25 protein-coding genes are annotated in these 20,614 nt (G+C 52.7%); 7 read left to right on the top strand and 18 right to left on the bottom strand.

Features of this window, described 5'->3' with window-relative positions:
• The first annotated feature begins 122 nt into the window (after window positions 1-122).
• A complete protein-coding gene (locus ETR37_RS14605; protein ID WP_060788712.1) occupies window positions 123-1,283 on the top strand; it encodes a MalY/PatB family protein in 1,161 nt (386 codons plus the stop codon).
• 245 nt (window positions 1,284-1,528) lie between these two features.
• Here the strand turns inward: ETR37_RS14605 and ETR37_RS14600 are convergent, their stop codons facing one another.
• The 3 genes from ETR37_RS14600 to kapD all read right to left on the bottom strand — a co-directional run bounded on the left by ETR37_RS14600 (window position 1,529) and on the right by kapD (window position 3,021).
• The gene (locus ETR37_RS14600; protein ID WP_013524510.1) at window positions 1,529-2,053 is read right to left on the bottom strand and encodes a superoxide dismutase family protein; all 525 of its coding nucleotides are present in this window, start codon (window positions 2,051-2,053) and stop codon (window positions 1,529-1,531) included.
• A 55-nt stretch (window positions 2,054-2,108) separates the two neighbouring features.
• On the bottom strand, window positions 2,109-2,324 hold the full coding sequence (locus ETR37_RS14595; protein WP_013144358.1) for a hypothetical protein: 216 nt from the start codon (window positions 2,322-2,324) through the stop codon (window positions 2,109-2,111).
• Window positions 2,325-2,400: 76 nt separating this feature from the next.
• Window positions 2,401-3,021, bottom strand: coding sequence for a 3'-5' exonuclease KapD (kapD, locus tag ETR37_RS14590; RefSeq protein ID WP_033006327.1), 621 nt, complete (start codon window positions 3,019-3,021; stop codon window positions 2,401-2,403).
• A 355-nt stretch (window positions 3,022-3,376) separates the two neighbouring features.
• On the opposite strand from kapD, the gene ETR37_RS14585 reads away from it, so the two are divergent.
• The 3 genes from ETR37_RS14585 (at window position 3,377) to ETR37_RS14570 (ending at window position 5,628) form a co-directional block, all read left to right on the top strand.
• On the top strand, window positions 3,377-3,814 hold the full coding sequence (locus tag ETR37_RS14585) for a hypothetical protein (protein WP_060788707.1): 438 nt from the start codon (window positions 3,377-3,379) through the stop codon (window positions 3,812-3,814).
• Window positions 3,815-3,834: 20 nt separating this feature from the next.
• On the top strand, window positions 3,835-5,157 hold the full coding sequence (locus ETR37_RS14580) for an ArsB/NhaD family transporter (RefSeq protein WP_020756143.1): 1,323 nt from the start codon (window positions 3,835-3,837) through the stop codon (window positions 5,155-5,157).
• Between the two features lie 120 nt (window positions 5,158-5,277).
• Complete coding sequence (locus tag ETR37_RS14570) at window positions 5,278-5,628, top strand: YuzC family spore coat inner layer protein (protein ID WP_020756145.1); 351 nt, start codon at window positions 5,278-5,280, stop codon at window positions 5,626-5,628.
• A gap of 335 nt (window positions 5,629-5,963) precedes the next feature.
• On the opposite strand, the gene ETR37_RS19215 is transcribed toward ETR37_RS14570, so the two are convergent.
• The 3 genes from ETR37_RS19215 to ETR37_RS19210 form a co-directional block, all read right to left on the bottom strand.
• Entirely contained in the window at window positions 5,964-6,140 is a 177-nt protein-coding gene (locus tag ETR37_RS19215; RefSeq protein ID WP_164978008.1) for a hypothetical protein, read from the bottom strand.
• A 21-nt stretch (window positions 6,141-6,161) separates the two neighbouring features.
• Entirely contained in the window at window positions 6,162-6,821 is a 660-nt protein-coding gene (locus tag ETR37_RS14565) for a hypothetical protein (protein ID WP_240673909.1), read from the bottom strand.
• 973 nt (window positions 6,822-7,794) lie between these two features.
• Entirely contained in the window at window positions 7,795-7,953 is a 159-nt protein-coding gene (locus ETR37_RS19210) for a hypothetical protein (RefSeq protein ID WP_013524517.1), read from the bottom strand.
• Window positions 7,954-8,126: 173 nt separating this feature from the next.
• On the opposite strand from ETR37_RS19210, the gene ETR37_RS14555 reads away from it, so the two are divergent.
• Window positions 8,127-8,732 carry a biotin transporter BioY gene (locus ETR37_RS14555; RefSeq protein ID WP_053413977.1) on the top strand — a complete coding sequence of 202 codons (606 nt, stop codon included), beginning with the start codon at window positions 8,127-8,129 and terminating at the stop codon, window positions 8,730-8,732.
• Between the two features lie 109 nt (window positions 8,733-8,841).
• Here ETR37_RS14555 and ETR37_RS14550 read toward each other — a convergent pair whose 3' ends face one another.
• The 3 genes from ETR37_RS14550 to ETR37_RS14540 form a co-directional block, all read right to left on the bottom strand.
• Window positions 8,842-9,840 (bottom strand): inorganic phosphate transporter, encoded by a 999-nt coding sequence (locus ETR37_RS14550; protein WP_015375716.1) that lies wholly within the window; start codon window positions 9,838-9,840, stop codon window positions 8,842-8,844.
• Between the two features lie 17 nt (window positions 9,841-9,857).
• On the bottom strand, window positions 9,858-10,478 hold the full coding sequence (locus tag ETR37_RS14545) for a DUF47 domain-containing protein (RefSeq protein ID WP_033016305.1): 621 nt from the start codon (window positions 10,476-10,478) through the stop codon (window positions 9,858-9,860).
• Window positions 10,479-10,748: 270 nt separating this feature from the next.
• A complete protein-coding gene (locus tag ETR37_RS14540) occupies window positions 10,749-12,242 on the bottom strand; it encodes a leucyl aminopeptidase (RefSeq protein WP_129447453.1) in 1,494 nt (497 codons plus the stop codon).
• 183 nt (window positions 12,243-12,425) lie between these two features.
• Here ETR37_RS14540 and ETR37_RS14535 point away from each other — a divergent pair, with 183 nt between their 5' ends.
• Window positions 12,426-13,238, top strand: a complete 813-nt coding sequence (locus tag ETR37_RS14535; RefSeq protein ID WP_129447447.1) for a cobalamin-binding protein — start codon at window positions 12,426-12,428, stop codon at window positions 13,236-13,238.
• Between the two features lie 17 nt (window positions 13,239-13,255).
• Here the strand turns inward: ETR37_RS14535 and ETR37_RS14530 are convergent, their stop codons facing one another.
• The 5 genes from ETR37_RS14530 to ETR37_RS14515 form a co-directional block, all read right to left on the bottom strand.
• The gene (locus ETR37_RS14530) at window positions 13,256-13,894 is read right to left on the bottom strand and encodes a 3D domain-containing protein (protein ID WP_033006734.1); all 639 of its coding nucleotides are present in this window, start codon (window positions 13,892-13,894) and stop codon (window positions 13,256-13,258) included.
• 358 nt (window positions 13,895-14,252) lie between these two features.
• Window positions 14,253-14,576 carry a YuiB family protein gene (locus ETR37_RS14525; RefSeq protein ID WP_063193230.1) on the bottom strand — a complete coding sequence of 108 codons (324 nt, stop codon included), beginning with the start codon at window positions 14,574-14,576 and terminating at the stop codon, window positions 14,253-14,255.
• Window positions 14,577-14,702: 126 nt separating this feature from the next.
• The gene (locus ETR37_RS19205; RefSeq protein ID WP_013144343.1) at window positions 14,703-14,840 is read right to left on the bottom strand and encodes a YuiA family protein; all 138 of its coding nucleotides are present in this window, start codon (window positions 14,838-14,840) and stop codon (window positions 14,703-14,705) included.
• Window positions 14,841-14,963: 123 nt separating this feature from the next.
• Window positions 14,964-15,467, bottom strand: a complete 504-nt coding sequence (locus ETR37_RS14520; protein WP_041470750.1) for an NUDIX domain-containing protein — start codon at window positions 15,465-15,467, stop codon at window positions 14,964-14,966.
• 119 nt (window positions 15,468-15,586) lie between these two features.
• A complete protein-coding gene (locus tag ETR37_RS14515) occupies window positions 15,587-16,810 on the bottom strand; it encodes an NAD(P)/FAD-dependent oxidoreductase (protein WP_033006735.1) in 1,224 nt (407 codons plus the stop codon).
• Window positions 16,811-17,086: 276 nt separating this feature from the next.
• On the opposite strand from ETR37_RS14515, the gene ETR37_RS14510 reads away from it, so the two are divergent.
• Complete coding sequence (locus ETR37_RS14510; RefSeq protein ID WP_011232424.1) at window positions 17,087-18,085, top strand: NAD(P)/FAD-dependent oxidoreductase; 999 nt, start codon at window positions 17,087-17,089, stop codon at window positions 18,083-18,085.
• A gap of 161 nt (window positions 18,086-18,246) precedes the next feature.
• Here the strand turns inward: ETR37_RS14510 and ETR37_RS14505 are convergent, their stop codons facing one another.
• The 4 genes from ETR37_RS14505 to ETR37_RS14490 all read right to left on the bottom strand — a co-directional run bounded on the left by ETR37_RS14505 (window position 18,247) and on the right by ETR37_RS14490 (window position 20,530).
• Entirely contained in the window at window positions 18,247-18,549 is a 303-nt protein-coding gene (locus ETR37_RS14505) for a LapA family protein (protein ID WP_011232425.1), read from the bottom strand.
• 218 nt (window positions 18,550-18,767) lie between these two features.
• Window positions 18,768-19,133, bottom strand: a complete 366-nt coding sequence (locus ETR37_RS14500; RefSeq protein ID WP_011232426.1) for a HesB/IscA family protein — start codon at window positions 19,131-19,133, stop codon at window positions 18,768-18,770.
• Window positions 19,134-19,284: 151 nt separating this feature from the next.
• Window positions 19,285-20,157, bottom strand: a complete 873-nt coding sequence (dapF, locus tag ETR37_RS14495; RefSeq protein WP_129447446.1) for a diaminopimelate epimerase — start codon at window positions 20,155-20,157, stop codon at window positions 19,285-19,287.
• Window positions 20,158-20,290: 133 nt separating this feature from the next.
• On the bottom strand, window positions 20,291-20,530 hold the full coding sequence (locus tag ETR37_RS14490) for a YuzB family protein (RefSeq protein WP_011232428.1): 240 nt from the start codon (window positions 20,528-20,530) through the stop codon (window positions 20,291-20,293).
• Between the last annotated feature and the right edge of the window lie 84 nt (window positions 20,531-20,614).

The raw sequence follows: 20,614 nt of genomic DNA, 5'->3' as shown, positions 1-20,614 counted from the left end.
TGATATAACCCATTATAAGCCATCGATTCGAAAAAAAGAAGGGAGAAGATGCAACAATGTTTCCATTCGATGAAGGGAAAGGACCGCATCGTTCGCGTGCTGAGAAAGGAGAAGGCGCGATCATGTTTCCGTTCGACCGCGTCATCGACCGCCGGGGCACGCTGTCGGTGAAATGGGATGACGTTCATCGCGTGTTCGGCCGCGAAGACGTATGGCCAATGTGGGTCGCCGATATGGATTTTCCCGCGCCGAAAGAAGTGCAAGAGGCGCTGCGGCAACGGGTGGAGCACGGCGTGTTCGGCTACACCGTCATTCCCGATTCACTCAAAGAAGCGGTGTGCCAATGGCTTGAACGCCGTCATGACTGGACGATCGATCCGTCTTGGCTCGTGTTTGCCCACGGCGTTGTGCCGGCGGTCGCCGCCGCCATCGAAGCGTTTTCCGAACCAGGGGATCGCATCATCGTTTTTTCCCCGGTCTACCGGCCGCTGTTTGATCTCGTCCGCCGTCATGACCGCGCGCTTCTGTTCAGTCCGCTGCGCCTTGAGGAAGACAACTATGCGATCGACTGGGACGACTTGGAGCGAAAGCTGCCCGATGCCAAACTTCTCATCCTTTGCCATCCACACAACCCGGGAGGCAAATCATGGACAAAAGAAGAACTCGAACGGCTGGGAGAACTTTGCCTCAAGCACGGCGTCTTCGTCCTGTCTGATGAAATCCACGCCGATTTGACGCTCCCGCCAGCCAAACACACGCCGTTTGCCTCGCTCCACCCAGAGCTGGCCGCGCAAAGCGCCACGTTCCGCGCGCCGACGAAAACGTTCAACCTCGCCGGCTTGCAGGCGGCGGAAGTCATCATTCCCGACGAATCGCGGCGCCGGGCGTTCCGCCGCGTCCAGCAGCGGCACGGCTTTTTTACGCTGAATGCGTTCGCCATCGTCGGAGCGGAAGCGGCCTACCGCCATGGCGGACCGTGGCTTGACGCCTTGCTTGATTACTTGCGGCAAAACATCGACATGACCGCTGCCTATTTAGCGGAACACTTGCCGCCGCTCCGCGTGATCCGGCCGCAAGCGACGTATCTCGTTTGGATCGACTGCCGCGGCCTTGGCCTTTCCGAGGCGGAGCTGAAGCGTCGGCTCCTTGAAAAAGGAAAACTCGCCGTCGAATTCGGCAGCAAATTCGGTCCCGAAGGCGTCGGCTTCATCCGTTTGAATATCGCCTGCCCGCGCCCGACGCTGGAGGAAGGGCTGCGGCGGCTGGCGGCGGCGCTAGGCTAGCTTTGCGCCAAAGAAGAGCGGCCAAGCGGATGGCGAAAGGGAAAAGAAGCAGCGCCGAATCCGTTGCGGGGTTCCTCCATCCATGTAAACCAAAAGAGCAAATGAAGCCAAACGATCGTTCCTTTCCGTTCTCTGTTCTGCCAACCATGTGCAGCAGAAGCCGTGCGACCGCCAGTTTCTCGCATTTCCCATGCGAAGCGCTGCCCTGGCCACGTGAAACAGGGGCCCGCGCGCGAGCCCCTGTTTCACGACGACTTGATTTCCCCGCAGGCGATCCGTCCGCCGGCGTCTCCCGCCGGCTGGGTCATGCCGTCGTCTTTCTTGGCGTGAATGACAATCGATGTTCCGTCTTTTGTAAGCAGCGAGCCTTTCTCTCCTTCTTTCAGCGTCACATTGGGCGCCGTCAGCTCGACGTTGACCGTGCCGTCATCCTTCACAATAATGTTCGGCAAATCGCCGGCATGCGCCCCCTCCGGGTGTAAAAGGCCGTGCTTTTTCCCATCCGGATTGTAATGACCGCCGGCCGATTGGAAATCGGGGGGTTTGCAGCTTCCGTTTTCATGGATGTGAATGGCGTGCTCCCCCGGCGGGAGACCTTCTAGGTCAAGCTTCAGCCGCACCCCTTCCGCCTGTTCAGTCAACTCGATCGTACCGATCGAATCGCCGTCCGCATTGATCATCTCCACCGTCCGGCTCGTTCCATTCTCTTGGCCGCAGCCGGACAACACGAGCGCCGCAGCGAACACCACACCGTACGTTTTTCGCAACACGAACCACCCTCCAGCATCACTTGTTATCCGCCAGTATTGCCGGAGGGGGGCTCGTTTATACTCCGGGCGGCTCCTTCCGTTCCTCTCGTTTTCCAAGCAGCTGTTCTTCGAGTTGCTTCGCTTCCCTCTCTTGCCGCCGGGAGATAACGATGATGAGCCGCATCGTGAACACCGCCATCAAGAAAAAGACAGCAAACGAAATGGCTGCGGGAATGTATTCACGTTTGTCTTCCGGAAAGTACAAAAATAAATTCAGCACCGATGGCCACATAAGGAAACAACCTTTCTGCCTAAAAAATCGTCCACTTTCTATTATAACATAAAAAAGCCGCCGCCAACGCAGCAGGCTATAAAGCGAATTTTTTTCGCAGCTGGGTCAAATCAATCCGTTCTCCAATCGTCGGTGGCTTTGTCTTCGCCAAATATTTTTTGTCGTTTTCCACCAGCCGGAAAATCGTATACGCGGTGAACGCATCATCGAGCGCGCAATGGGCTTTTCCAACCGCCTCATTGCCGTACTCTTGCACCGCCTTGCGCAGCGCGGTTTGGTTTTTGTTGCCGAAAAACCGCTTATACTCCATGGCTAAATCACGATGCTCTCCAGTGAATGGGAATTCCACTTGCGCGGATTGGCAGTTTTCCCGGAGCACTTTCATATCCATGCTCCCCCACGTCATCACCGTCGTCGGGCGGTCGCGGTCATATTGCCGAAGCAAGGAAACCAACTCATAAAAACTCATTCCGCGGTCGATTTGTTCTTGGGTGATGTTGAGAAACGACTTGCACCGTTCCGTGAGTTGCGGAAAGCGGAGCGGCTTCACATAGGAAGAAAATTGGCCGATGATCTGATCGTCCACAACCGCGACAAGGCCGACTTCAATAATTTCCGGACAAAACCCGTTCGGGTTTGTTTTCGTCTCCGGCATCGTAAATTCAAAATCGAGAAACAAATATTGCGGGCTGTCCATCGTCGCTTCCCCCCTTTCCGGCACGTTGCTGCCGTCCGTCTTACTATTATTATATCACGCAGAAGCGATTGTTTATTTCTTTTTTCAGAAAATGGCGAAAAAGAGGCGGATGACGGAGGAATCAACGACAGCCTTGGTGAAAAAGAAGAAGGGCGGATGGACGCTTCTCATTCAAGCCAATCGTTTTTAAGATCGGCGAAAAACAATCATTTCCCCTAAACCGATGGTTCTTGAGTGAAGAGAAGAGCAGCATTTATAAGGTTGATCCATTGAAAAAAATGCGATGATTGAGCCGCATTTCCTGTTAAACCACCAGCCTTCTATGATATGATCAAGAAAAAGGAGGGTGGATGGGATGAAAAATGTCGTGATTCATCAGATTGTCACATGGATCTTCACCGAAGACCAACTGCGGGCGTATTGGAAAAAACAGAAGAAGAACCTTCCGTTCAGCGGGCTGACGGACCGCCAGTACATGAAACTGGCTGAAGACATGCTTGAACATTCCTCACACAGCCAGCTCGAGCAGCACTTGCTCGGCGGCAGGTGGCGTACGAAGGAGGAAGCGGAAGGAGCCATCCTCGCCGAAGACGAATCGCGCGATGACAGACATGTCGAGGTCATTGACACCGACGCCCCGGCTGAACCGAAACGGCGGATGCTGATCGATCGGGTACGCGAAATTCCTTGTCCGCATTGTTCCTTTACGTTTTACGTCCGTGAAGCCTCGAGCGAGCGCCGCGACTGGACATGCCCAGCGTGTGGGAGCGGTTTTCACGACATGACGACATAACTGGAAAAGGAGGAGTACAAATGGATCATGCTGCCGCACATGTGTCAAACGTTCAATATTATTTTGCCATTGCGGTTTTCTTGATTACATACGCGATGATCATCTCGGAAAAAATTCACCGCGCGGTCATCGCCTTGCTGGGCGCCGCTCTTATGGTCATCTTCGGCATCGTCGATGCAGAGAAAGCGTTTACTCACCATATTGAATGGGGAACGATCACACTGCTGATCGGCATGATGATTTTAGTCGGCATTACAAGCAAGTCCGGCTTTTTTCAATACATGGCCATTAAAGCAGCCAAGCTCGCAAAAGGCAGCCCGGTCCGCATTTTAATCATGCTTTCACTGTTGACCGGACTGCTGTCGGCGTTTTTGGACAACGTTACGACCGTGCTGCTTGTCGTGCCGGTGACGTTCTCCATTACGCGCATACTTCAAGTGAACCCGGTGCCGTACTTAATCTCCGAAGTGCTGTTGTCGAACATCGGCGGCACGGCAACATTGATCGGCGACCCGCCAAACATTATGATCGGCTCGGCGAACAAGCATTTAGATTTCAACGCCTTTTTGTTCAACCTAACACCGATCGTCGCGGTGATCGCCATCGTCACGGTCGCGATGCTCGCGTTTGTGTACCGCAAGCAGCTGAAAGCCGATCCAACGTTGATTCAAAAGCTGATGGAGCTTCGCGATGCCGACTACATTCAAGACGCCAAACTGATGCGCAAATCGGTCGCCGTGCTCGGGCTGACCATCCTTGGCTTTATTCTTCATTCCGTCATTCATGTCGATGCGGCCGTCATCGCCATGACCGGGGCGGTCGCGCTCATGCTCATCGCCGTGCCGGAGCACGAAATCGAGGATGTCTTCCATTCGATCGAATGGGGCACGATTTTCTTTTTCGCTGGACTGTTCGTCTTGGTCGGCGGGCTTGTTGACATCGGCCTGATCAAATCATTGGCGGAAAAAACGCTTGAGATCACCGGAGGCGATATTTCCACAGCCGCCTATTTCATCCTTTGGTTGTCCGGCATCGCTTCGGCGACGATCGACAACATTCCGTTTGTCGCCACGATGATCCCGCTCATTCAAGATATGGCGGTCGGCATGGGGCTGTCTCCTGACGCTCCGCAAATTGACGTGCTGTGGTGGGCCTTGTCGCTCGGCGCCTGCCTCGGCGGGAACGGGACGCTCATCGGCGCCTCGGCGAACGTCATTGTCGCCGGCATCGCTTCGCGCGAAGGACATGGCTTTACGTACGTTGATTTTTTGAAAATCGGCGCGCCGCTCACGCTCATCGCCTTGCTTTTGTCGCATGCCTATTTATGGCTGCGCTATTTGTAGCGTCCCACCTGCGCAATGCATAAAGAAGGAGCGAAATCGCCGCTTGGCTTCGCTCCTTTTTGGCTGTTTGCACATATCGTAATATCGGATTCCATTTTCGGAAAGGAGGCGCAAGCAGCCATGTTCACCCCGTTCCCGCGGATGCCGGCCGGCCCGTACCCTCCGATCGACCCGGCGCTCTTTTCCCAGTCCGCCACTACGGCGCAGACGCTGATGAACGATGCTGCCACCGTTTTGAAAAAACTGGCCGAGTCCCGTTCGTTCGCGGCCTCGGTCATGTCGGCCGCCCAAGAAGGAAAAACGGAAGAAGTGAAACGCCTCATCCGCTCGCTTGGCATCCGCTCGCAAACCGAGGTGTATTTTAACCCCGACGGCATCCGCCTGACGTTGTCGCCGCCGCCCGGTTCGTTCCCGTGCTGCCAGCTTGCCATCGGCTTGCGCTGGAACGTGTTTTCGCCTTTTCACGGATAGCCTTCGCCATCGGGGCGGCGGGCGAAAAGGAAAAAACGGCCGTCAAGCAGCCTTCTCTCTTCGCATTCGCCGCTTTGGCGGCTGCCAACATCCGTTCACGTCGGCCGCACCTGATGCGATAGCGCCGTTTCCAGACGATGCACGGCGCTGGAAGCGGTGTTGTCGTTTGAGCCTTGCTGGGCCAGAAGCTCCTTTCACACCAAAACGGTTCTCGCCGCCGACCTTCGTGAACCAAAAAAAAAAGACAGCGATCGTCTCATCGCCGTCTGGCGCCTAAACAAACTTGCCGGGCACCCAACGCCCGGCGTCCCCTTCCATTCACTTTGCGCATCCGCTCACCTAGGTCGATAAATGAGATCCCCGACAATGATCGTGATCAACGAAATCAACATCGTCATCTTGACCACCTTATAGTCTAAAAAGCGCAGCACTTGTTCTTCAAACATGTAGACGAAAAAGAATATGACCATCAGCACGGCGAGAGCTAAGACAAATCTTTTTTTTCGATTCATGGACAATAGATTCTCCTTCTATCAGAATGTATCCAATACATTGCCCGTCGTTTTGATCATATCGTCGGAAATAAATACTTTTTTCAGATTGGTGCGCTTGCTGTCGCTATAGACAAAGTGATACGCGTCATATATATACTGATCATAATAATCACTGTAATATCGTATGATTTTCACTGTTGTCCAGTATGGTTTTAGATTAATATATTCCCCTGCCAATGTACAAATCGAAGCAATGGTTGTTGCCGCTCCAGGGCCAAACGTATATCCAGCTAATGTAGCGATAGCAGTTAATTCTGTTTTTAATACACTGCTTACAAATTTAGCGGTATCGTTATCAAAAGAATAATATCTAGTTCCGATAACCGTTCCATCTCCTGGGTTAGGGATCACTTGAGGCTTCACTTGGTTGCTGTTTAAAATAAAAGCATGTGATGTATTCAATAATTCTGAATCAATCACTTTCTTCGCAATGATCATTTTTTCAGGTGTAATCATACTGTTAGAGGAATTAATAATAATTTCAACTCCTTTATACGAAGTTCTATATATATCTTCCACTGTTGTTAAGGCTTCCTCTTTTCCCTCCTGATCTGATTGTGTTTCAGCGCCTGCTATTGAAACATTAAATGGTATAAAAAATAAACTCATAGCAATGATCAAATAAAGTATTTTCCTCATCAATCATTCCCCCAATGATTAACTAATGTTTCTTGACTATAATGCATCCATATAGCCATGAAAAAAGGTGTTCATACAGAAGTCATTACTTTAAAGTGCATGTATATAGAGAACGGAACAAACAGACGAATAGCGGAATGACGTGAACAAGCAGCGAAAGGCCAATAAACGTTGTGGGAATCCCAAGGTTGTAAAAATATCGAATGCTTTCATTTTTCTCAATCAGCCAATATCCAAGGCCAACAGAAACGGCAGACATGCAAACAACACTAAAGAGGATTTGTCGAACCGATCGGCAGATGACCGTCAAGCAAACGACGACCAACAAATAGAGAGTCCAAAAGATATAATCCGGATATTCGTCCTTTTTCATGTTTATGCTTTGATAATAGTTAATCAGAAATAATGACGGAGAAAAGAACAAGGTGAACAGTATAAACTTTATTCTCTTGGTCATAAAGATTCTCCTTAATCAATTCCATGAAGAAGAACCCGTTTTTGACTTTCTTTTGTATCATATCAACGTCTTTCTAGAAGGCTCGTGATTTAATAAAAAAGAAACCAAATCCAGTACTTTTTGATTCTAAAATAATTTAGTTTACCACCTTTTTTCACCACCCCCTCATTCTCAATCGTTTAACAAGAACATGTTATGGTAAAACAACTATATATTTACAATTAAAATTTTACTGTAAATAAAAAAAAAAAAAAAAAGGAACTTTATTACCATATCAAAAATAGGCATTTATTCATAAAAATCAATCCATTCGTTTCCTGCTATTCCTTTCATGCCGAAAAAACACTGAAAAGCGAGTACAGCATTCGAGCCCGCAGCATTTTATCAGAACGACAAGACCACTCTAAGGGAACACGATTGGGAGGCGGCCATCTTTTTTCGCTCGATCCCCCGGCTTTTTCGAGGCGCGGAGCGGTCCAAGACGTTTTTCTTTCCCATCCATCCGCGCCCCTTCTTTTACGCATTGCCGTTTTCATCCGTCGGCTGCCGAGCCCCGATTTCCGCCGGGGTGCGCAAATCGTAGCCGTCGTCGTGTTTGCTTGTGTGGATGATGTCTTCGTTCGCCCCGATTTTGCTCGCCCGCTTCAACTCTTCATCCGGCACGAACCGCTCCATTGACAAGACCTCCTTTCACGCTCCTCGCCGCGTTGTCCGCATGAAGCGCTCGAGGAGTCGTTTTTCTTATCATCCCCCCCAAGCCGCTTTATCATCCGCCGAAAAAAGAGAATTGACAGCCTAGCGGTTGTTCGGTACGATTTTGTTAACGGACAAAAAAAGGGGGTTTACATATGGAACGACGGAGTTCCCTTCGACCGATTGACATGACGCTCGCCGCCATGTTCGTCGCCTTGATGGCGATCGGGGCGAACATTACGTCGTGGGCACCGTTTTTGGTCGTCGGCGGTGTTCCCATTACGCTGCAAACGTTTTTCTGCGTCCTTGCCGGCGCGGTGTTAGGGCGGCGGCTCGGTGCGGTGGCCATGATTGTGTATATGCTCGTCGGCCTCGCCGGCGTGCCGGTGTTTGCTAAATTCAACGGCGGACTGTCGATGATTTTCCAACCGACATTTGGCTTCATTCTTTCCTTTATCGTTGCCGCTTATGCGACCGGATGGGTCATCAACCGCGGCCCGCAGCCGGCGTCCAAGGCCCGTTTCGTCACCGCCGCCTTGGTCGGCATGGTCATCAACTATGTCATCGGCACGAACTGGATGTACATGGCGTACAAACTATGGGCGGAAGCGCCGGAAGGGCTTTCGTACGGCATGGTGTGGGGCTGGATGCTTGCCCCGCTGCCGAAAGACATTTTGTTGTCGATCGTCGCCGGCTTGATCGCCCCAAGGATTTGCCGGGCGATCGGACGCTCCTCCGCCGCGGACCGTTCGGCGGCCTAAACACGAAAAGAGTCTGACCCAAAAGGGAAATTTTCCTTAAACAAAACACAACATAGGAAAAACAATAAGAAAGGGTGTCCCGATCTGTTGGGACACCCTCTTTCATTCGTTAGAAAAATAAACGGAGAACCTGGTACACAAACCCCGCAATCAACGCTGACACTGGCAAGGTGATGATCCATGTCAGCACAATGCGGCGGGCGACGCCCCATTTGACGCCTTTCACCCGTTGGGCGGCGCCGACCCCCATGATGGCCGAGGAAATGACGTGCGTCGTACTGACTGGCAAATGCAACAACGTGGCGGAAAAAATGACGAGCGCCGAGGATAAGTCCGCTGCCGCCCCATTGACAGGGCGGATTTTCATAATTTTTCCACCGACCGTTTTGATGATCTTCCATCCGCCGACAGCCGTCCCCAATCCCATGGCTAAGGCGGCAGAAATGCGCACCCATTCCGGCACGACATCTGAGTGGTGCATTTCGGCAGCGATCAGCGCCATCGTAATGATGCCCATCGTTTTTTGGGCGTCATTCGTTCCATGCGTATACGCCTGCAATGCAGCCGTTACAACTTGAAATAGACGAAACCCTTTGGTTGTTCTTGTTAAATTGGCGTCTTTAAATAAGAAACGAAACAAACTCATAATGACAAACCCAACACCCATCGCCAAAAATGGAGAAATAATCAATGATTCCAAAATTTTAAGAAAACCTTGGTAGTGGATTACATCCCAGCCAGCGGCGGAAATGGCTGCCCCAGCGACCGAACCGATGAGTGCATGCGACGAGCTGCTCGGAATGCCATAATACCACGTAATTAAGTTCCAGGCAATGGCAGCAACCAGCGCTGCCAAAATGACGAGAGAACCGTTCTCAAGGGTGAATGGATCGACAATGTCTTTCGTAATCGTTTTCGCGACGCCGGTAAAGGTGAGCGCGCCGATAAAGTTCATCGTCGCAGCCAAAATAATGGCTTGGCGCGGCGTGAGCGCTCTCGTCGACACCGACGTCGCAATGGCGTTCGCGGTATCGTGAAAGCCGTTAATAAAGTCAAACGCCAACGCGAAAACCACAATGAATATCGTCAAGACTAAAATCATATCCATAAAAACAACGTCCCCTTTTACGCGTTGCGCATAATGATCGTCTCGAGCGTATTCGCGACATCTTCACAGCTGTCAGCAATCTCTTCCAACATTTCGTAAAGCTCTTTGTATTGGATGAGCTTAATCGGGTCTTTTTGCGTCACAAACAAGTTTTTGATCGAAGCGCGCAAAATTTCGTCGCATTTCGTTTCGTAATCCTTGATTTTAATGGCGTGCTGGCGCATGTCAAGCAACTTTTTGTGCGACAGCAGTTCGAGCGCATGAACGATTTCGATCGTGCTTTGGTAAATATAGTCGAAGAACTTCACCATATGTTCGTCAATGTCCGTGAATGAGAACATTTCAAACCGGGCGGAGCATTGTTCAAGCCCGTCAAGCACATCATCCATTTTCATCGCCAGCTGATGGATGTCCTCCCGTTCAATCGGCGTAATGAACGTTTTGTTCAATTGGACGACAAGCTCATGGATGAACGAATCGCCTTTCCGTTCATACTCTTTCATGACGCGGGCGAATTCTTTCAAGTCGCTCACGCCTCGGATTTTATACTCAACAAAGTATTGGGCTGCTTCCTTGACATTTTCCGAAATCTTAAACAACATGTCGAAGAAAACGTCCTTTTTTGGGGAAAAGATCATTGAGGCCACCCTCCATCTCAGAAATCGAAAATCACCGATACTTATTGTAGTAATTTACACAGCATTTACAATAAGACAATCAAAAATTTTACACAAAATTTACATTACCTTTACATTTTGTTCGCTTTTCCTGCCCATGTATTATGTAGCATGCCAAACAAAAGCCGAAGCTATGCACATTTGCTTCGGCTTTCCCATTCGACATCGCGCGGCCGCCGGCTCAGCCCGTCCTGCTTGAATTAGGCGATCGCAGCGCCGCTTGCGTCTTGCTTATTCAAACCGTTCAACAAACGCGGTGAGCGTGCGCACCATCACGCCTGTCGCCCCAGCCGGACCGAGGTCGCCGTCTTTCTTTGTGGCGGCTGTTCCGGCGATATCCAAATGCACCCACGGCGTATCTTCCACAAATTCGCCGATGAACGCCCCGCCCATAATGGCGTGCCCTTCCCGCCCCGGAGAATTGTTCAAGTCGGCGATTTTGCTGCTTCGCACCCGCTCGCGGTCGTGTTCCGTAATCGGCAGCCGCCAAATGAACTCTCCGGTTTCCATCGACGCTTCAAGCAATTGCTCAAACAGCTCCTCATTGTTCGTCATCGCGCCCGTTTTGTCCGTGCCCAAGGCGACGATCACTCCGCCCGTCAACGTAGCGACATCGATGATATAGCTGGCGCCGTGCTGTTTCGCATAGGTCACCGCATCGGCCAAAATGAGCCGTCCTTCCGCATCCGTGTTTTTCACTTCAATCGTTTTTCCGGACAGCGACGTAATGACATCGTCCGGCTTGAACGCCTCGCCGCTGATCATATTGTCGGTCGCCGGAATGACGGCGAGCACGTTTTGTTCCGGCCGCAGTTCGCCGATCGCTTCCATCGCCCCGAGCACCGCCGCCGCGCCGGCCATATCGGTTTTCATGTCGACCATGCTGTCGCGCGGCTTCAAACAATAGCCGCCCGTATCGAACGTCACCCCTTTGCCGACGAGGGCGATCACGTCTTCCCACTCGTCTTTTCCTTGGTATTTTAAGACGATCAGTTTGGGCGGCTGTTTCGAGCCTTGATTGACGGCCAAAAGCGCTCCCATGCCGAGCCGCTCCATGTCTTCTTTCTCCAAAACTTCATAGTCAAAATCGTATCGGTTCGCGAGCTTCACGGCATAATCAGCCAAATCCGACGCCGTCAGCAAATTCCCCGGCGTATTGACAAGCGTGCGCGCCGAATTCGTCGCCTTCCCGTATACCGAACCGACAAACAAGCTCGCTTCAATTTCCGCCGCTTCGGCCGCCGTGTAGACGATGAGCGATTCGAGCTGGTAGTCCGGTTGTGACTTTTTCTGCTTATACCCAGGGAATTCATACGTCGCCAAGTGATAGGCTTCCGCCAAGGCGTGCGCCGCTTCGTTTCCATCGACGGCCTCGGTCGTAAACGTGTCCAGCGCGACCGCCGCTTTCGTCCGCTTCGCCTGCTTCAACGCGCGAAACAGCTTGCCGAACACCTCGCGCAGCCGCTCAAACGTCAACTCTTCTTTTTTGCCGAGACCGACGAAATACAGCCGCTTCGCCCCCATCGGCAAAAATGGATGAACGGTGGCGATGCGCCCCCGCTTCGCGGAAATATCGCCTTCTTTCTGCAGTTCCGACAGCCGTCCGCCAAGACGAGCATCGTATTCGCCGGCAAGGCCGCTCCATGAATTCGCCCCTTCAAACAAACCGACGACAAGCGCTTCATCCCGTTCCTCTGCCGACGGCAAAGGTTTTACCGTAAACATCGTCTCATCCCTTTCCATGTTGATTCATTCCCACCTTCATTATAGCGAAGCAAAGCGATTCTTTCGACTATCTAACTTTCTCTCCTTGCGTTCACGCAAAAAAATCAGCTGAAACGGACAGGAAATCACGCGGGGCAAGGCGAATCCGTAATCATCACGATGATTTAGAAAGGACCGACGCTGATGAGAATCGTTTCCCTTTGTCCAAGCAACACCGAACTGCTCGCCTATCTCGGCCGCCTTGACGATGTCGCCGCCGTCGACGATTCGTCCGACTGGCCGCCGGAAGTGAAGCAGCTGCCGAAAGTCGGGCCGGATCTGCGCATTGATATGGATCAAGTCGAGGCGCTCAAACCGGATCTCGTCGTCGCATCCCTAAGCGTGCCCGGCATGGAGCGCAACGTCGAGGAGCTCAAACGGCGCGGGCTCCCGCATCTCGTGCTGGCGCCGAATTCGCTCGATGACATTGCCAACGACCTTCTTCGGCTTGGCGAGGCGCTTGGTGAAACGAAAAAAGCGGCCGAACTCGTCCGCCGCTATCATGACGTGCTTGATTGGCATCGCGAGCGGGCCGCAACGGTGGCGGAGCCGGCTCGCCTCTATTGGGAATGGTGGCCGCGGCCGATTTTCACGCCGGGCGGGGCAAACTGGCTGAGCGAACTAAGCGAACTCGCCGGCGGGCGCAACATTTTCTCCGACATCCCGCAAGCGAGCGTTCAAACGGAATGGGAAGACGTTCTCGCCCGCAACCCGTCGCACATCTTGCTCGTTTGGGTCGGCGTGCAGACAAAAAAAATGAGCCCGAAAGCCGTCACGGCGCGCCCGAATGCCCAACAGGCCGAGGCGGTCCGCACCGGGAACATCCACATTTTAGAAGAATCGCTCTATTGCCGGCCGTCGCCGCGCCTTTTAGTCGGATTAAAAAAATTGGCGCCGCTTTTGCATCCGGCGCTGTTTCCTCCCGCTGACGACAGCGATCCGCTTCTTGGCCGCTGACGGGCGGGAGCCCTTTTTCAGCTTTTCGATTCCAAATATTGCTGCCGGAACACTTGCATCGTTTCATCCTCGTTCAACCGCGTCAATTCTTCCTCCGACAGCGTGCCGTCCCCTTTTTGGATAATGTAAACTTGCACTTTCCTTTTTCCCCAATATTTATAGACATCTTCCACGGTTTCGTAATATAAATCAAGACGATGGCCTTTGATCGCCCCGCCTTTGTCGGCGACGACGCCGAATCCGTATCCAGGGATGAACAAAATCGTGCCGATCGGAAAGATCGATAAATCGGCAGCAATCGTCGAATACAGGTCGCGCTTGACGCGGACGCCGGAGTAGGTGATGCCATACTCAGGGTGATCGGGCGTTTTCCCGGTCGATTCAATGCCGGCTGTATAGCCGGTGGCGATCACTTCAACAGATGGATATTTTGACCAGTCAAAATGATCCTCAAGCCGCAAAACGGAGCGGCCCCCGTTTTTCGCGAGCTCTTTCATTCCCCAAATGGGCTGATGATCCATCGATAAAGCGCTCGGAAAGGGATGGAGAACCGTCTTCGCGTCAACCCCGGAAACGGACTCGAATGTCGCCAAGAGCGCCGCCAAAAACAGCAGCGTCATCGCGGTTCGGCGCACGAACTGCCTAAATCCATTCAATGCTCTCAACTCCTCTCACACCTCTATTTATCTCCATCCAAAATCGAAATATTCATTGCGAAGACGGCAAAAAACGAACAAGCCGCCAGCTTCACCACGTCGATGAACGGCTTTGGCGCAAGCATCCTCGGCAACGGCTATTGCCCGACACATCCGCTCCGCACAAACGCCATCATCAGCCTGTCCGCCAAAAAGAGTCCTCACCGCAACATATACTGGACAAGCGATATCGTTTCCGGAGCAAGGATGCCGAAGTCATTGCTCAATTTTCCCTGCAAAAGGGCATGTTCTGAAAAAATCAAGCGCCGCTTCCGACGAAAAGCCAAAAAAAAAAACGCCTCTGCAGGGCAGAGACGCTTTAAAACATTTGATACCCTTTCGCCCGCAGCGTGCGGATCGCCCATCCGGCGCAAAGAGCGCCGGCAAATCCGCTTGACAAAATCAACAGATCCGCCGCCGCCAGCGAAGTGATTTTCCGGCCGAGCGCGGCGAACGCCTCGGACGGCGCGGTGAAATAGCGCGTCAACGGCACATCATCAATAATGAAAACCGCAATCAACGGAAAGCAGACCGCCAAAATCCACGTCATGCGCAAAATCATGTTCAACAAAAAACCAATGCCAAAAAACAAAACGAAAAACAATACCATCGAAATCAATACGACTGGCAAACTCATTTGCATCCGCCCTTCACCTCCCGTACACCCGTTTTCAGTGTACTGGATCGGGCGGATGACCGTCAATGTTCGTTCTCTTCTTTATGATCGCCTGATTGTTTCCAAACGATGTTTCATATCCTCAGACGAACGTCAATGGTCGTCATCCTCTTCGCCATCGCTTCCGGTTCCTTGGCAACTGTAGCACGTTTCCGATCCGCCCAAAAGCAGCTGAACGTATCCATGCCCCTCGCAGTACGGGCAGTCGTTTATGGTCCATGTTTTTGTCATCGATGTTCCCCTCCGTTTCTTTTTTGTTAATATATCAAAATTTTCTGTAAAAACAAACGGCGATTCTCCCCCATTTTCGTCCGTGTAAGCGGATACATCTTTCGATCGCTTTTATTTTCTTGACTATTCTTTCAATTTCGATGATTCGAAGTAAAGGCGGTATTTCGTGTAGCCGAACGGATCGCCGGGATTGAGTCCATCATGCAGCGAAAGGGAATCAAGCGGCTCGAGCGCCAACAAATAGCGAAGCAAGCCTGATGTGTTCGGATCATTCTGAAGCGCCGTTTTGCTTAAAAACGCGGCGGCATACAGCTCATCCGTCTGCACGACGATGTCGCGCGAGAGCGGGCGCAACAGAAAAATCGCCATATTGTCGCTGATCTCCCCAGCGATGACGCCGGTGCGCAAGCCAAGAAGCGCGACCGGTTCGGCGTCGATCCCCGTTTCTTCCTTCACTTCCCGAACCGCCGCCTCATCAAGCATTTCCCCCGGCTTTACGAACCCGGCCGGCAGCGACCATTTGCCTTTTAGCCCGCTGTATTTTTTCTTGACAACGAGCCATTCCCCGCTCTCGTTTATGACCAGTCCGGCCGCCGCAATCCAAACGTTTCCTCGTTTGTTGTCCATCGTCCTCATCCTTTTCTCCCGATCGTTATGCACTGTTTGTATTTCGACAATCGAGCGGCGGATCCCTGTTTCGTTGCCATGCAAAAAGCTCCCGCCATCACGGGAGCTTTTTGGATCGATTAGAAAAATTTAAATTTGCCTTTTTTCATCACAAGCGACGAACCGCCGATCAAATACAGGGCGCGGTTGTCAATCACTTTTTTCATGAAGCTCGCTTTGGCGCCCCACAGCTTTTTGCCGAACACGACGCCGATGGCATCATCATGGCCAAGCGAGCAAACCGTCCCTTTAATATCCGGCTTAAACGGCTCCAGCTCCCCTTGTCCACGGATGAGCACCGCCAAGTTTTTCGCGCACAGCTGGCCTTCTTGCATGGCGATTTGCGCCGTCGGCGGATACGGGCGGTTCGTTTCTTCATCAATCACGAGCGAACAGTCGCCGACGACGAAAATGTCTTCATGCCCCGGGACACGCAAGTACGGGTCCACTTTAATGCGCGCCCGCGCCGCTTCAAATCCAGATTCCTCGATGACGCGGCTGCCGCGCACGCCGGCCGCCCAAATGACTGTGCCGGCTTTAATTTCCTCGACATCATCACCTTTGGCGACAATGATGCCATCCGGCGTGCATTCCTTAATCGCCGTGCCGATTCGAAACTCGACTCCTTTGCGCTCAAGCTGGCTGACCGCGTACTCGACGAGCTCCGGATCGAAGCCCGGCAGCGCCGTGGGCGCCGCCTCCACGCAAATGATGCGCACTTTGTGCGGGTCGATGTCATACTCGCGGCACAGCTCCGGCATCCGGTTGGCGAGCTCGCCTAAAAATTCAATGCCGGTAAATCCCGCCCCGCCGACGACGATCGTCAATCGCTCCTCTTTCTTTTCCTCTTCCGCGTTGTACGTCGCAAACTGGTATTCGATATGTTCGCGGATTTGCCGCGCGGCGTCGACATTGGCGATCGAAAATGCGTATTCCTTCAACCCTTTGATGCCGAACGTTTCTGATTCAAACCCAAGGGCAATGACGAGATAATCGTACGTCAGCTCGCCGTTTTCAAGCAGCACTTTCTTTTCGTTTGGAATGATTTTCGTCACCGTATCTTGGATGAATTTCACTTTGTTCCGGTCGATGACATCGCGGATCGGATAGCGAACGCGGTCATGATGCAGCGTCCCAGCCGATGCCTCATGAAGCCATGTCGTCTCATAATGGTAATCGTGCTTGTTTACGAGCGTAATGTTCGCTTCGTTCACGCCGATGAGCTTTTGCAGGCGAACGGTCGTCATCAACCCGCCATAGCCAGCGCCTAAAATGACAACGTTTGGTTTTCTCACCTGAATCACTTCCACCCTTTTTCATTTTTTCTCATTCATTTGTTATAGCTTTTGCGGCCGCCCCCGTTTTTATTGAGCGAAGTTTGTGAAATAATTCACGTTAACCGCCAAAAAAATGTCGAGGGACTGTCACAAAAAATTAACAATCTCTCCACAAAACATATTAGTCCTTTTTCTTTCCCTTTTCAAGTTTTTTTTTCTGTTCGTCCAACAAAAAGGATCGTTATAACCACGCCCATTTATGGTAAGATAAACTTGTAATGCCATGACTTCGCGCAGGGAGGGATGTCGGTGAAAGAAGATCGCAACGTCTACGATGTCACCATTATCGGCGGCGGGCCGACCGGGATGTTTGCCGCGTTTTACGGCGGCTTGCGGCAAATGAAAGTCAAAATTATCGAAAGCCTTCCGCAGCTTGGAGGGCAGCTGGCCGCGTTATATCCGGAAAAATACATATATGATGTCGCCGGATTTCCGAAAGTGCGCGCCCAAGAGCTTGTCAACCAGCTGAAAGAGCAGATGGACCTATTTTCGCCGACCGTCTGCCTGAACGAGTCGGTCGACACGCTCGAAAAGCAGGAGGACGGAACGTTTAAACTCGTCACCAATCAACAAATCCATTATTCGAAAACGGTCATCATCACCGCCGGAAACGGCGCCTTTCAGCCGCGTCGGCTCGAAATCGAAAGCGCTTCCCGCTATGAAGGAAAAAACTTACATTACTTCATCAACGACTTGGGGCAGTTTTCCGGAAAGCGCGTGCTCGTCTGCGGCGGCGGCGACTCGGCTGTTGACTGGTCGCTCATGCTCGAACCGATCGCCCAAAGCGTCACGATTGTGCATCGCCGCGACAAATTCCGCGCCCATGAACATAGCGTCGAGCAGCTCAAGAAGTCCAGCGTGCAAGTGAAAACGCCGTTTGTGCCCGTTGAACTCGTCGGCGATGAACACGCCATCCGCCAAGTCATCCTCGAGCATGTGAAAGAAGGAACGAAAGAAACGATCGATGTCGACGCCGTCATTGTCAACTACGGCTTTATTTCTTCGCTTGGCCCCATCAAAAACTGGGGGCTTGACATCGAAAAAAATGCGATCAAAGTCAACTCGCGGATGGAAACGAACATCCCCGGCGTGTATGCGGCGGGCGACATTTGCACGTACGACGGGAAAATCAAGCTGATCGCCTGCGGCTTTGGCGAAGCGCCGATCGCCATCAGCAGCGCCAAAACGTACATCGACCCGACGGCGCGGATGCAGCCGGCGCACTCGACATCGCTGTTTTAATGGCGCTCCGTCGGGAAAACAAGCGGAAGCGAAGGGGCGCTCGGCATTTCGCCTTAACGCCGCATCCCGACTGATTGGAGCCATTCATATAGCCCGCCCCGTCCACACCCGTTTTTCAAGCAAAAGGCGCCCCTCTTTGTTGGGGGCGCCATACTCATGCCTCATCCCTCTCGCTCCAGCGAAACCGACTCGCCATCAGTATTCCCAGCCTTGTTTTTCGTCCATTCCTCCCGCTCTCTCTCGAGCAGCTTCACCTGCCGGCGCAGGCTGAACAAACGCACCCATCCGAGCATGCCGACGACAAGGCCGCCAAGGACGGCCGAACCTAAAATGACGATAATGAGCGGCAAGCGGGTTTCGCCGACTAAATAATGGATCGTCACCTGCTCGACATTCGCCACCGCCAGCAGCGCCACAATGAGCGCCAAGACAAGCGCCAAGATGACATTGATTTGTCCTTTCATCGTTTCTCCTCCTTTGGCGCTCCCGAAAAGGCCGATGTTGGAGCGCGGCCGTTTTCCCCAATTTCGTGAGGGAAAGACCACCCTTCCAACATTTCGCCAGTCGGTACACGCCCGCGTTTTCAACCGGCCGTGCGGCGAAAACCGGCCTTCTCAAGAGCCCGACGATCACGGCAAGGCAGGCCGTTTGCCTCTGCCGGGCGGATGGAGGTCAACCCCGCTTAGCATTGCTCCGGCGTGCCGGCATTGGTCGCTGTGCGGAACGAGGAGCCGCAGCCGCATGTCGCAATGGCGTTCGGATTGTTGATCGTAAACCCGCCGCCAAGCAGCGACTGTTTATAGTCGATGACCGTTCCGCGCAAAATCGGCGCGCTGTCGCGGTCCACCAAAATTTTGATGCCGTGCTGCTCAAATTCGATGTCATCCTCACGCCGCTCATGGTCAAAGCCCATGCCGTACGACAACCCGCTGCAGCCGCCGCCATGGACGCCGACGCGCAAGTACGCGCCCTCTTCTTCCTGCTCTTTCATCATATCTTTGATTTGAAACGCTGCCGCTTCTGTCAGCGTAATAACTGCCTCTGCCATCCATGATCCCTCCTTTAACGGTTGACACTGGCCAAACAGCTTGGCCGTTTTTCGACAGGTTCGCCCGCTTTCACCCGACGGCTCAGATGGGGCGAATCCCTTGAATGATTCCGATCTTACTTCATAGTATACCGTCTTTGCCTTTCGATGCTCAACCGTTCCGCCCGCCTCGGTAGTAATAAACGCCGGTGCACACGGTCTCCGCCGGACCGGTCATGCGCACGCGCCCGTCGTGCCCCCATACGATCGTTAAATCGCCGCCGGCCAAATGGACGACCGTTTCCTCCCCGCGCGCCGTTTTGCCGTTTAACACGGAAGCGACGACCGCCGCGCACGCTCCGGTCCCGCACGCCTGCGTCACGCCGGAGCCGCGCTCCCAGACGCGGAAATGAAGCTCGCGCTCGTTCACCACTTCGACAAACTCGACGTTCACCCCTTCCGGAAAGCGCGGGTCCTTTTCCACGAGCGGGCCAAGCGTCGTCACCGGCGCTTTTTGGATGTCATCAACGTAAAAGATCACATGCGGGTTGCCCATGGACACCGCCGTAATTTCATATTCGCCCCCAGCGATGGCAAACGGCTCGGCGACGACCCGCTCCGCTTCCGGACCAAGCATCGGAATGGCGCTCCGCTCAAGGCGCGGCTCGCCCATATCGACCGTCACGCTTGTCACTTCGCCATCTGCTACTGCAACACGGGCTTCGACAAGCCCGGAGAGCGTTTCAATCAAAAAGGTGCGGTCGCGGACGATGCCGTGCTCGTACGCGTATTTCGCCACGCAGCGCAAGCCGTTGCCGCAGTTTTTCCCTTCCGAGCCATCGCTGTTAAAAATGCGCATTTTGACTGGCGCTTTCTCCGATGGACAAATGAGAATCAAGCCATCGGAGCCGATGCCTGTGTGGACATCGGCGACGCTGCGGGCGATCGCCGGCAGCTCCTCCTCGGGCAATGTTTCCCTGAACAGATCAACGTATATGTAGCTATTACCCAATCCATGCATTTTCGTAAACAAAAAAGAACGCACATGACTCCCTCCTGAACATTTTTTGCGCTTCGCATGTATAATGGCGGCATCTCCTGGGCACAATGGGAATATCCCCCGTTTTTTCATTATACATTGAAGAGGATGCCGCATCGCGGACATCCTCCTTTTTTCGTTAAAACATTGGGTTTTCCTCGAGATGCCGATAAATATTTTCCACGAGCTGCTCAGGCGTTTCGCCGCTGACAAACTCGCCGTTGACGAGCGCAAACAGCGTTTCCGCGCAGCGTGTGCAATAGCTTAAGCAACTGTATTCAATGATGTCCAAGTTCGGATCCTTTTCCAACATTTCCATTGCTTTGTACGACCCGCTGGCTAAGTTGCTGATGCAAAATTCGATGATTGGCAACATCATGCGCATGTTCACCTTCCTGCTTCCCATCGTAGCGGTTTTCCGGCGCGGCGTCAATGAACATGCTCGTTCGATCGAGGAAGCGGA

The organism is Geobacillus sp. PK12, assembly GCF_004123125.1.
GTDB lineage: Bacteria > Bacillota > Bacilli > Bacillales > Anoxybacillaceae > Geobacillus > Geobacillus zalihae.
Note: the sequence above shows the minus strand (reverse complement) of the source record. Positions and strands in the feature narration are given on the sequence as shown.

What these genes read in the sequence shown, in the direction of transcription:
- ETR37_RS14605 (WP_060788712.1), top strand. Translation starts at nt 123, where the DNA reads ATGTTTCCGTTCGACCGCGTCATCGACCGCCGGGGCACGCTGTCGGTG.
- ETR37_RS14595 (WP_013144358.1), bottom strand. Translation starts at nt 2,324, where the DNA reads ATGTGGCCATCGGTGCTGAATTTATTTTTGTACTTTCCGGAAGACAAA.
- kapD (WP_033006327.1), bottom strand. Translation starts at nt 3,021, where the DNA reads ATGGACAGCCCGCAATATTTGTTTCTCGATTTTGAATTTACGATGCCG.
- ETR37_RS14585 (WP_060788707.1), top strand. Translation starts at nt 3,377, where the DNA reads ATGAAAAATGTCGTGATTCATCAGATTGTCACATGGATCTTCACCGAA.
- ETR37_RS14580 (WP_020756143.1), top strand. Translation starts at nt 3,835, where the DNA reads ATGGATCATGCTGCCGCACATGTGTCAAACGTTCAATATTATTTTGCC.
- ETR37_RS14570 (WP_020756145.1), top strand. Translation starts at nt 5,278, where the DNA reads ATGTTCACCCCGTTCCCGCGGATGCCGGCCGGCCCGTACCCTCCGATC.
- ETR37_RS19215 (WP_164978008.1), bottom strand. Translation starts at nt 6,140, where the DNA reads ATGAATCGAAAAAAAAGATTTGTCTTAGCTCTCGCCGTGCTGATGGTC.
- ETR37_RS14565 (WP_240673909.1), bottom strand. Translation starts at nt 6,821, where the DNA reads ATGAGGAAAATACTTTATTTGATCATTGCTATGAGTTTATTTTTTATA.
- ETR37_RS19210 (WP_013524517.1), bottom strand. Translation starts at nt 7,953, where the DNA reads ATGGAGCGGTTCGTGCCGGATGAAGAGTTGAAGCGGGCGAGCAAAATC.
- ETR37_RS14555 (WP_053413977.1), top strand. Translation starts at nt 8,127, where the DNA reads ATGGAACGACGGAGTTCCCTTCGACCGATTGACATGACGCTCGCCGCC.
- ETR37_RS14550 (WP_015375716.1), bottom strand. Translation starts at nt 9,840, where the DNA reads ATGGATATGATTTTAGTCTTGACGATATTCATTGTGGTTTTCGCGTTG.
- ETR37_RS14545 (WP_033016305.1), bottom strand. Translation starts at nt 10,478, where the DNA reads ATGATCTTTTCCCCAAAAAAGGACGTTTTCTTCGACATGTTGTTTAAG.
- ETR37_RS14540 (WP_129447453.1), bottom strand. Translation starts at nt 12,242, where the DNA reads ATGTTTACGGTAAAACCTTTGCCGTCGGCAGAGGAACGGGATGAAGCG.
- ETR37_RS14535 (WP_129447447.1), top strand. Translation starts at nt 12,426, where the DNA reads ATGAGAATCGTTTCCCTTTGTCCAAGCAACACCGAACTGCTCGCCTAT.
- ETR37_RS14525 (WP_063193230.1), bottom strand. Translation starts at nt 14,576, where the DNA reads ATGCAAATGAGTTTGCCAGTCGTATTGATTTCGATGGTATTGTTTTTC.
- ETR37_RS19205 (WP_013144343.1), bottom strand. Translation starts at nt 14,840, where the DNA reads ATGACAAAAACATGGACCATAAACGACTGCCCGTACTGCGAGGGGCAT.
- ETR37_RS14520 (WP_041470750.1), bottom strand. Translation starts at nt 15,467, where the DNA reads ATGGACAACAAACGAGGAAACGTTTGGATTGCGGCGGCCGGACTGGTC.
- ETR37_RS14510 (WP_011232424.1), top strand. Translation starts at nt 17,087, where the DNA reads ATGTCGGTGAAAGAAGATCGCAACGTCTACGATGTCACCATTATCGGC.
- ETR37_RS14505 (WP_011232425.1), bottom strand. Translation starts at nt 18,549, where the DNA reads ATGAAAGGACAAATCAATGTCATCTTGGCGCTTGTCTTGGCGCTCATT.
- ETR37_RS14500 (WP_011232426.1), bottom strand. Translation starts at nt 19,133, where the DNA reads ATGGCAGAGGCAGTTATTACGCTGACAGAAGCGGCAGCGTTTCAAATC.
- ETR37_RS14490 (WP_011232428.1), bottom strand. Translation starts at nt 20,530, where the DNA reads ATGATGTTGCCAATCATCGAATTTTGCATCAGCAACTTAGCCAGCGGG.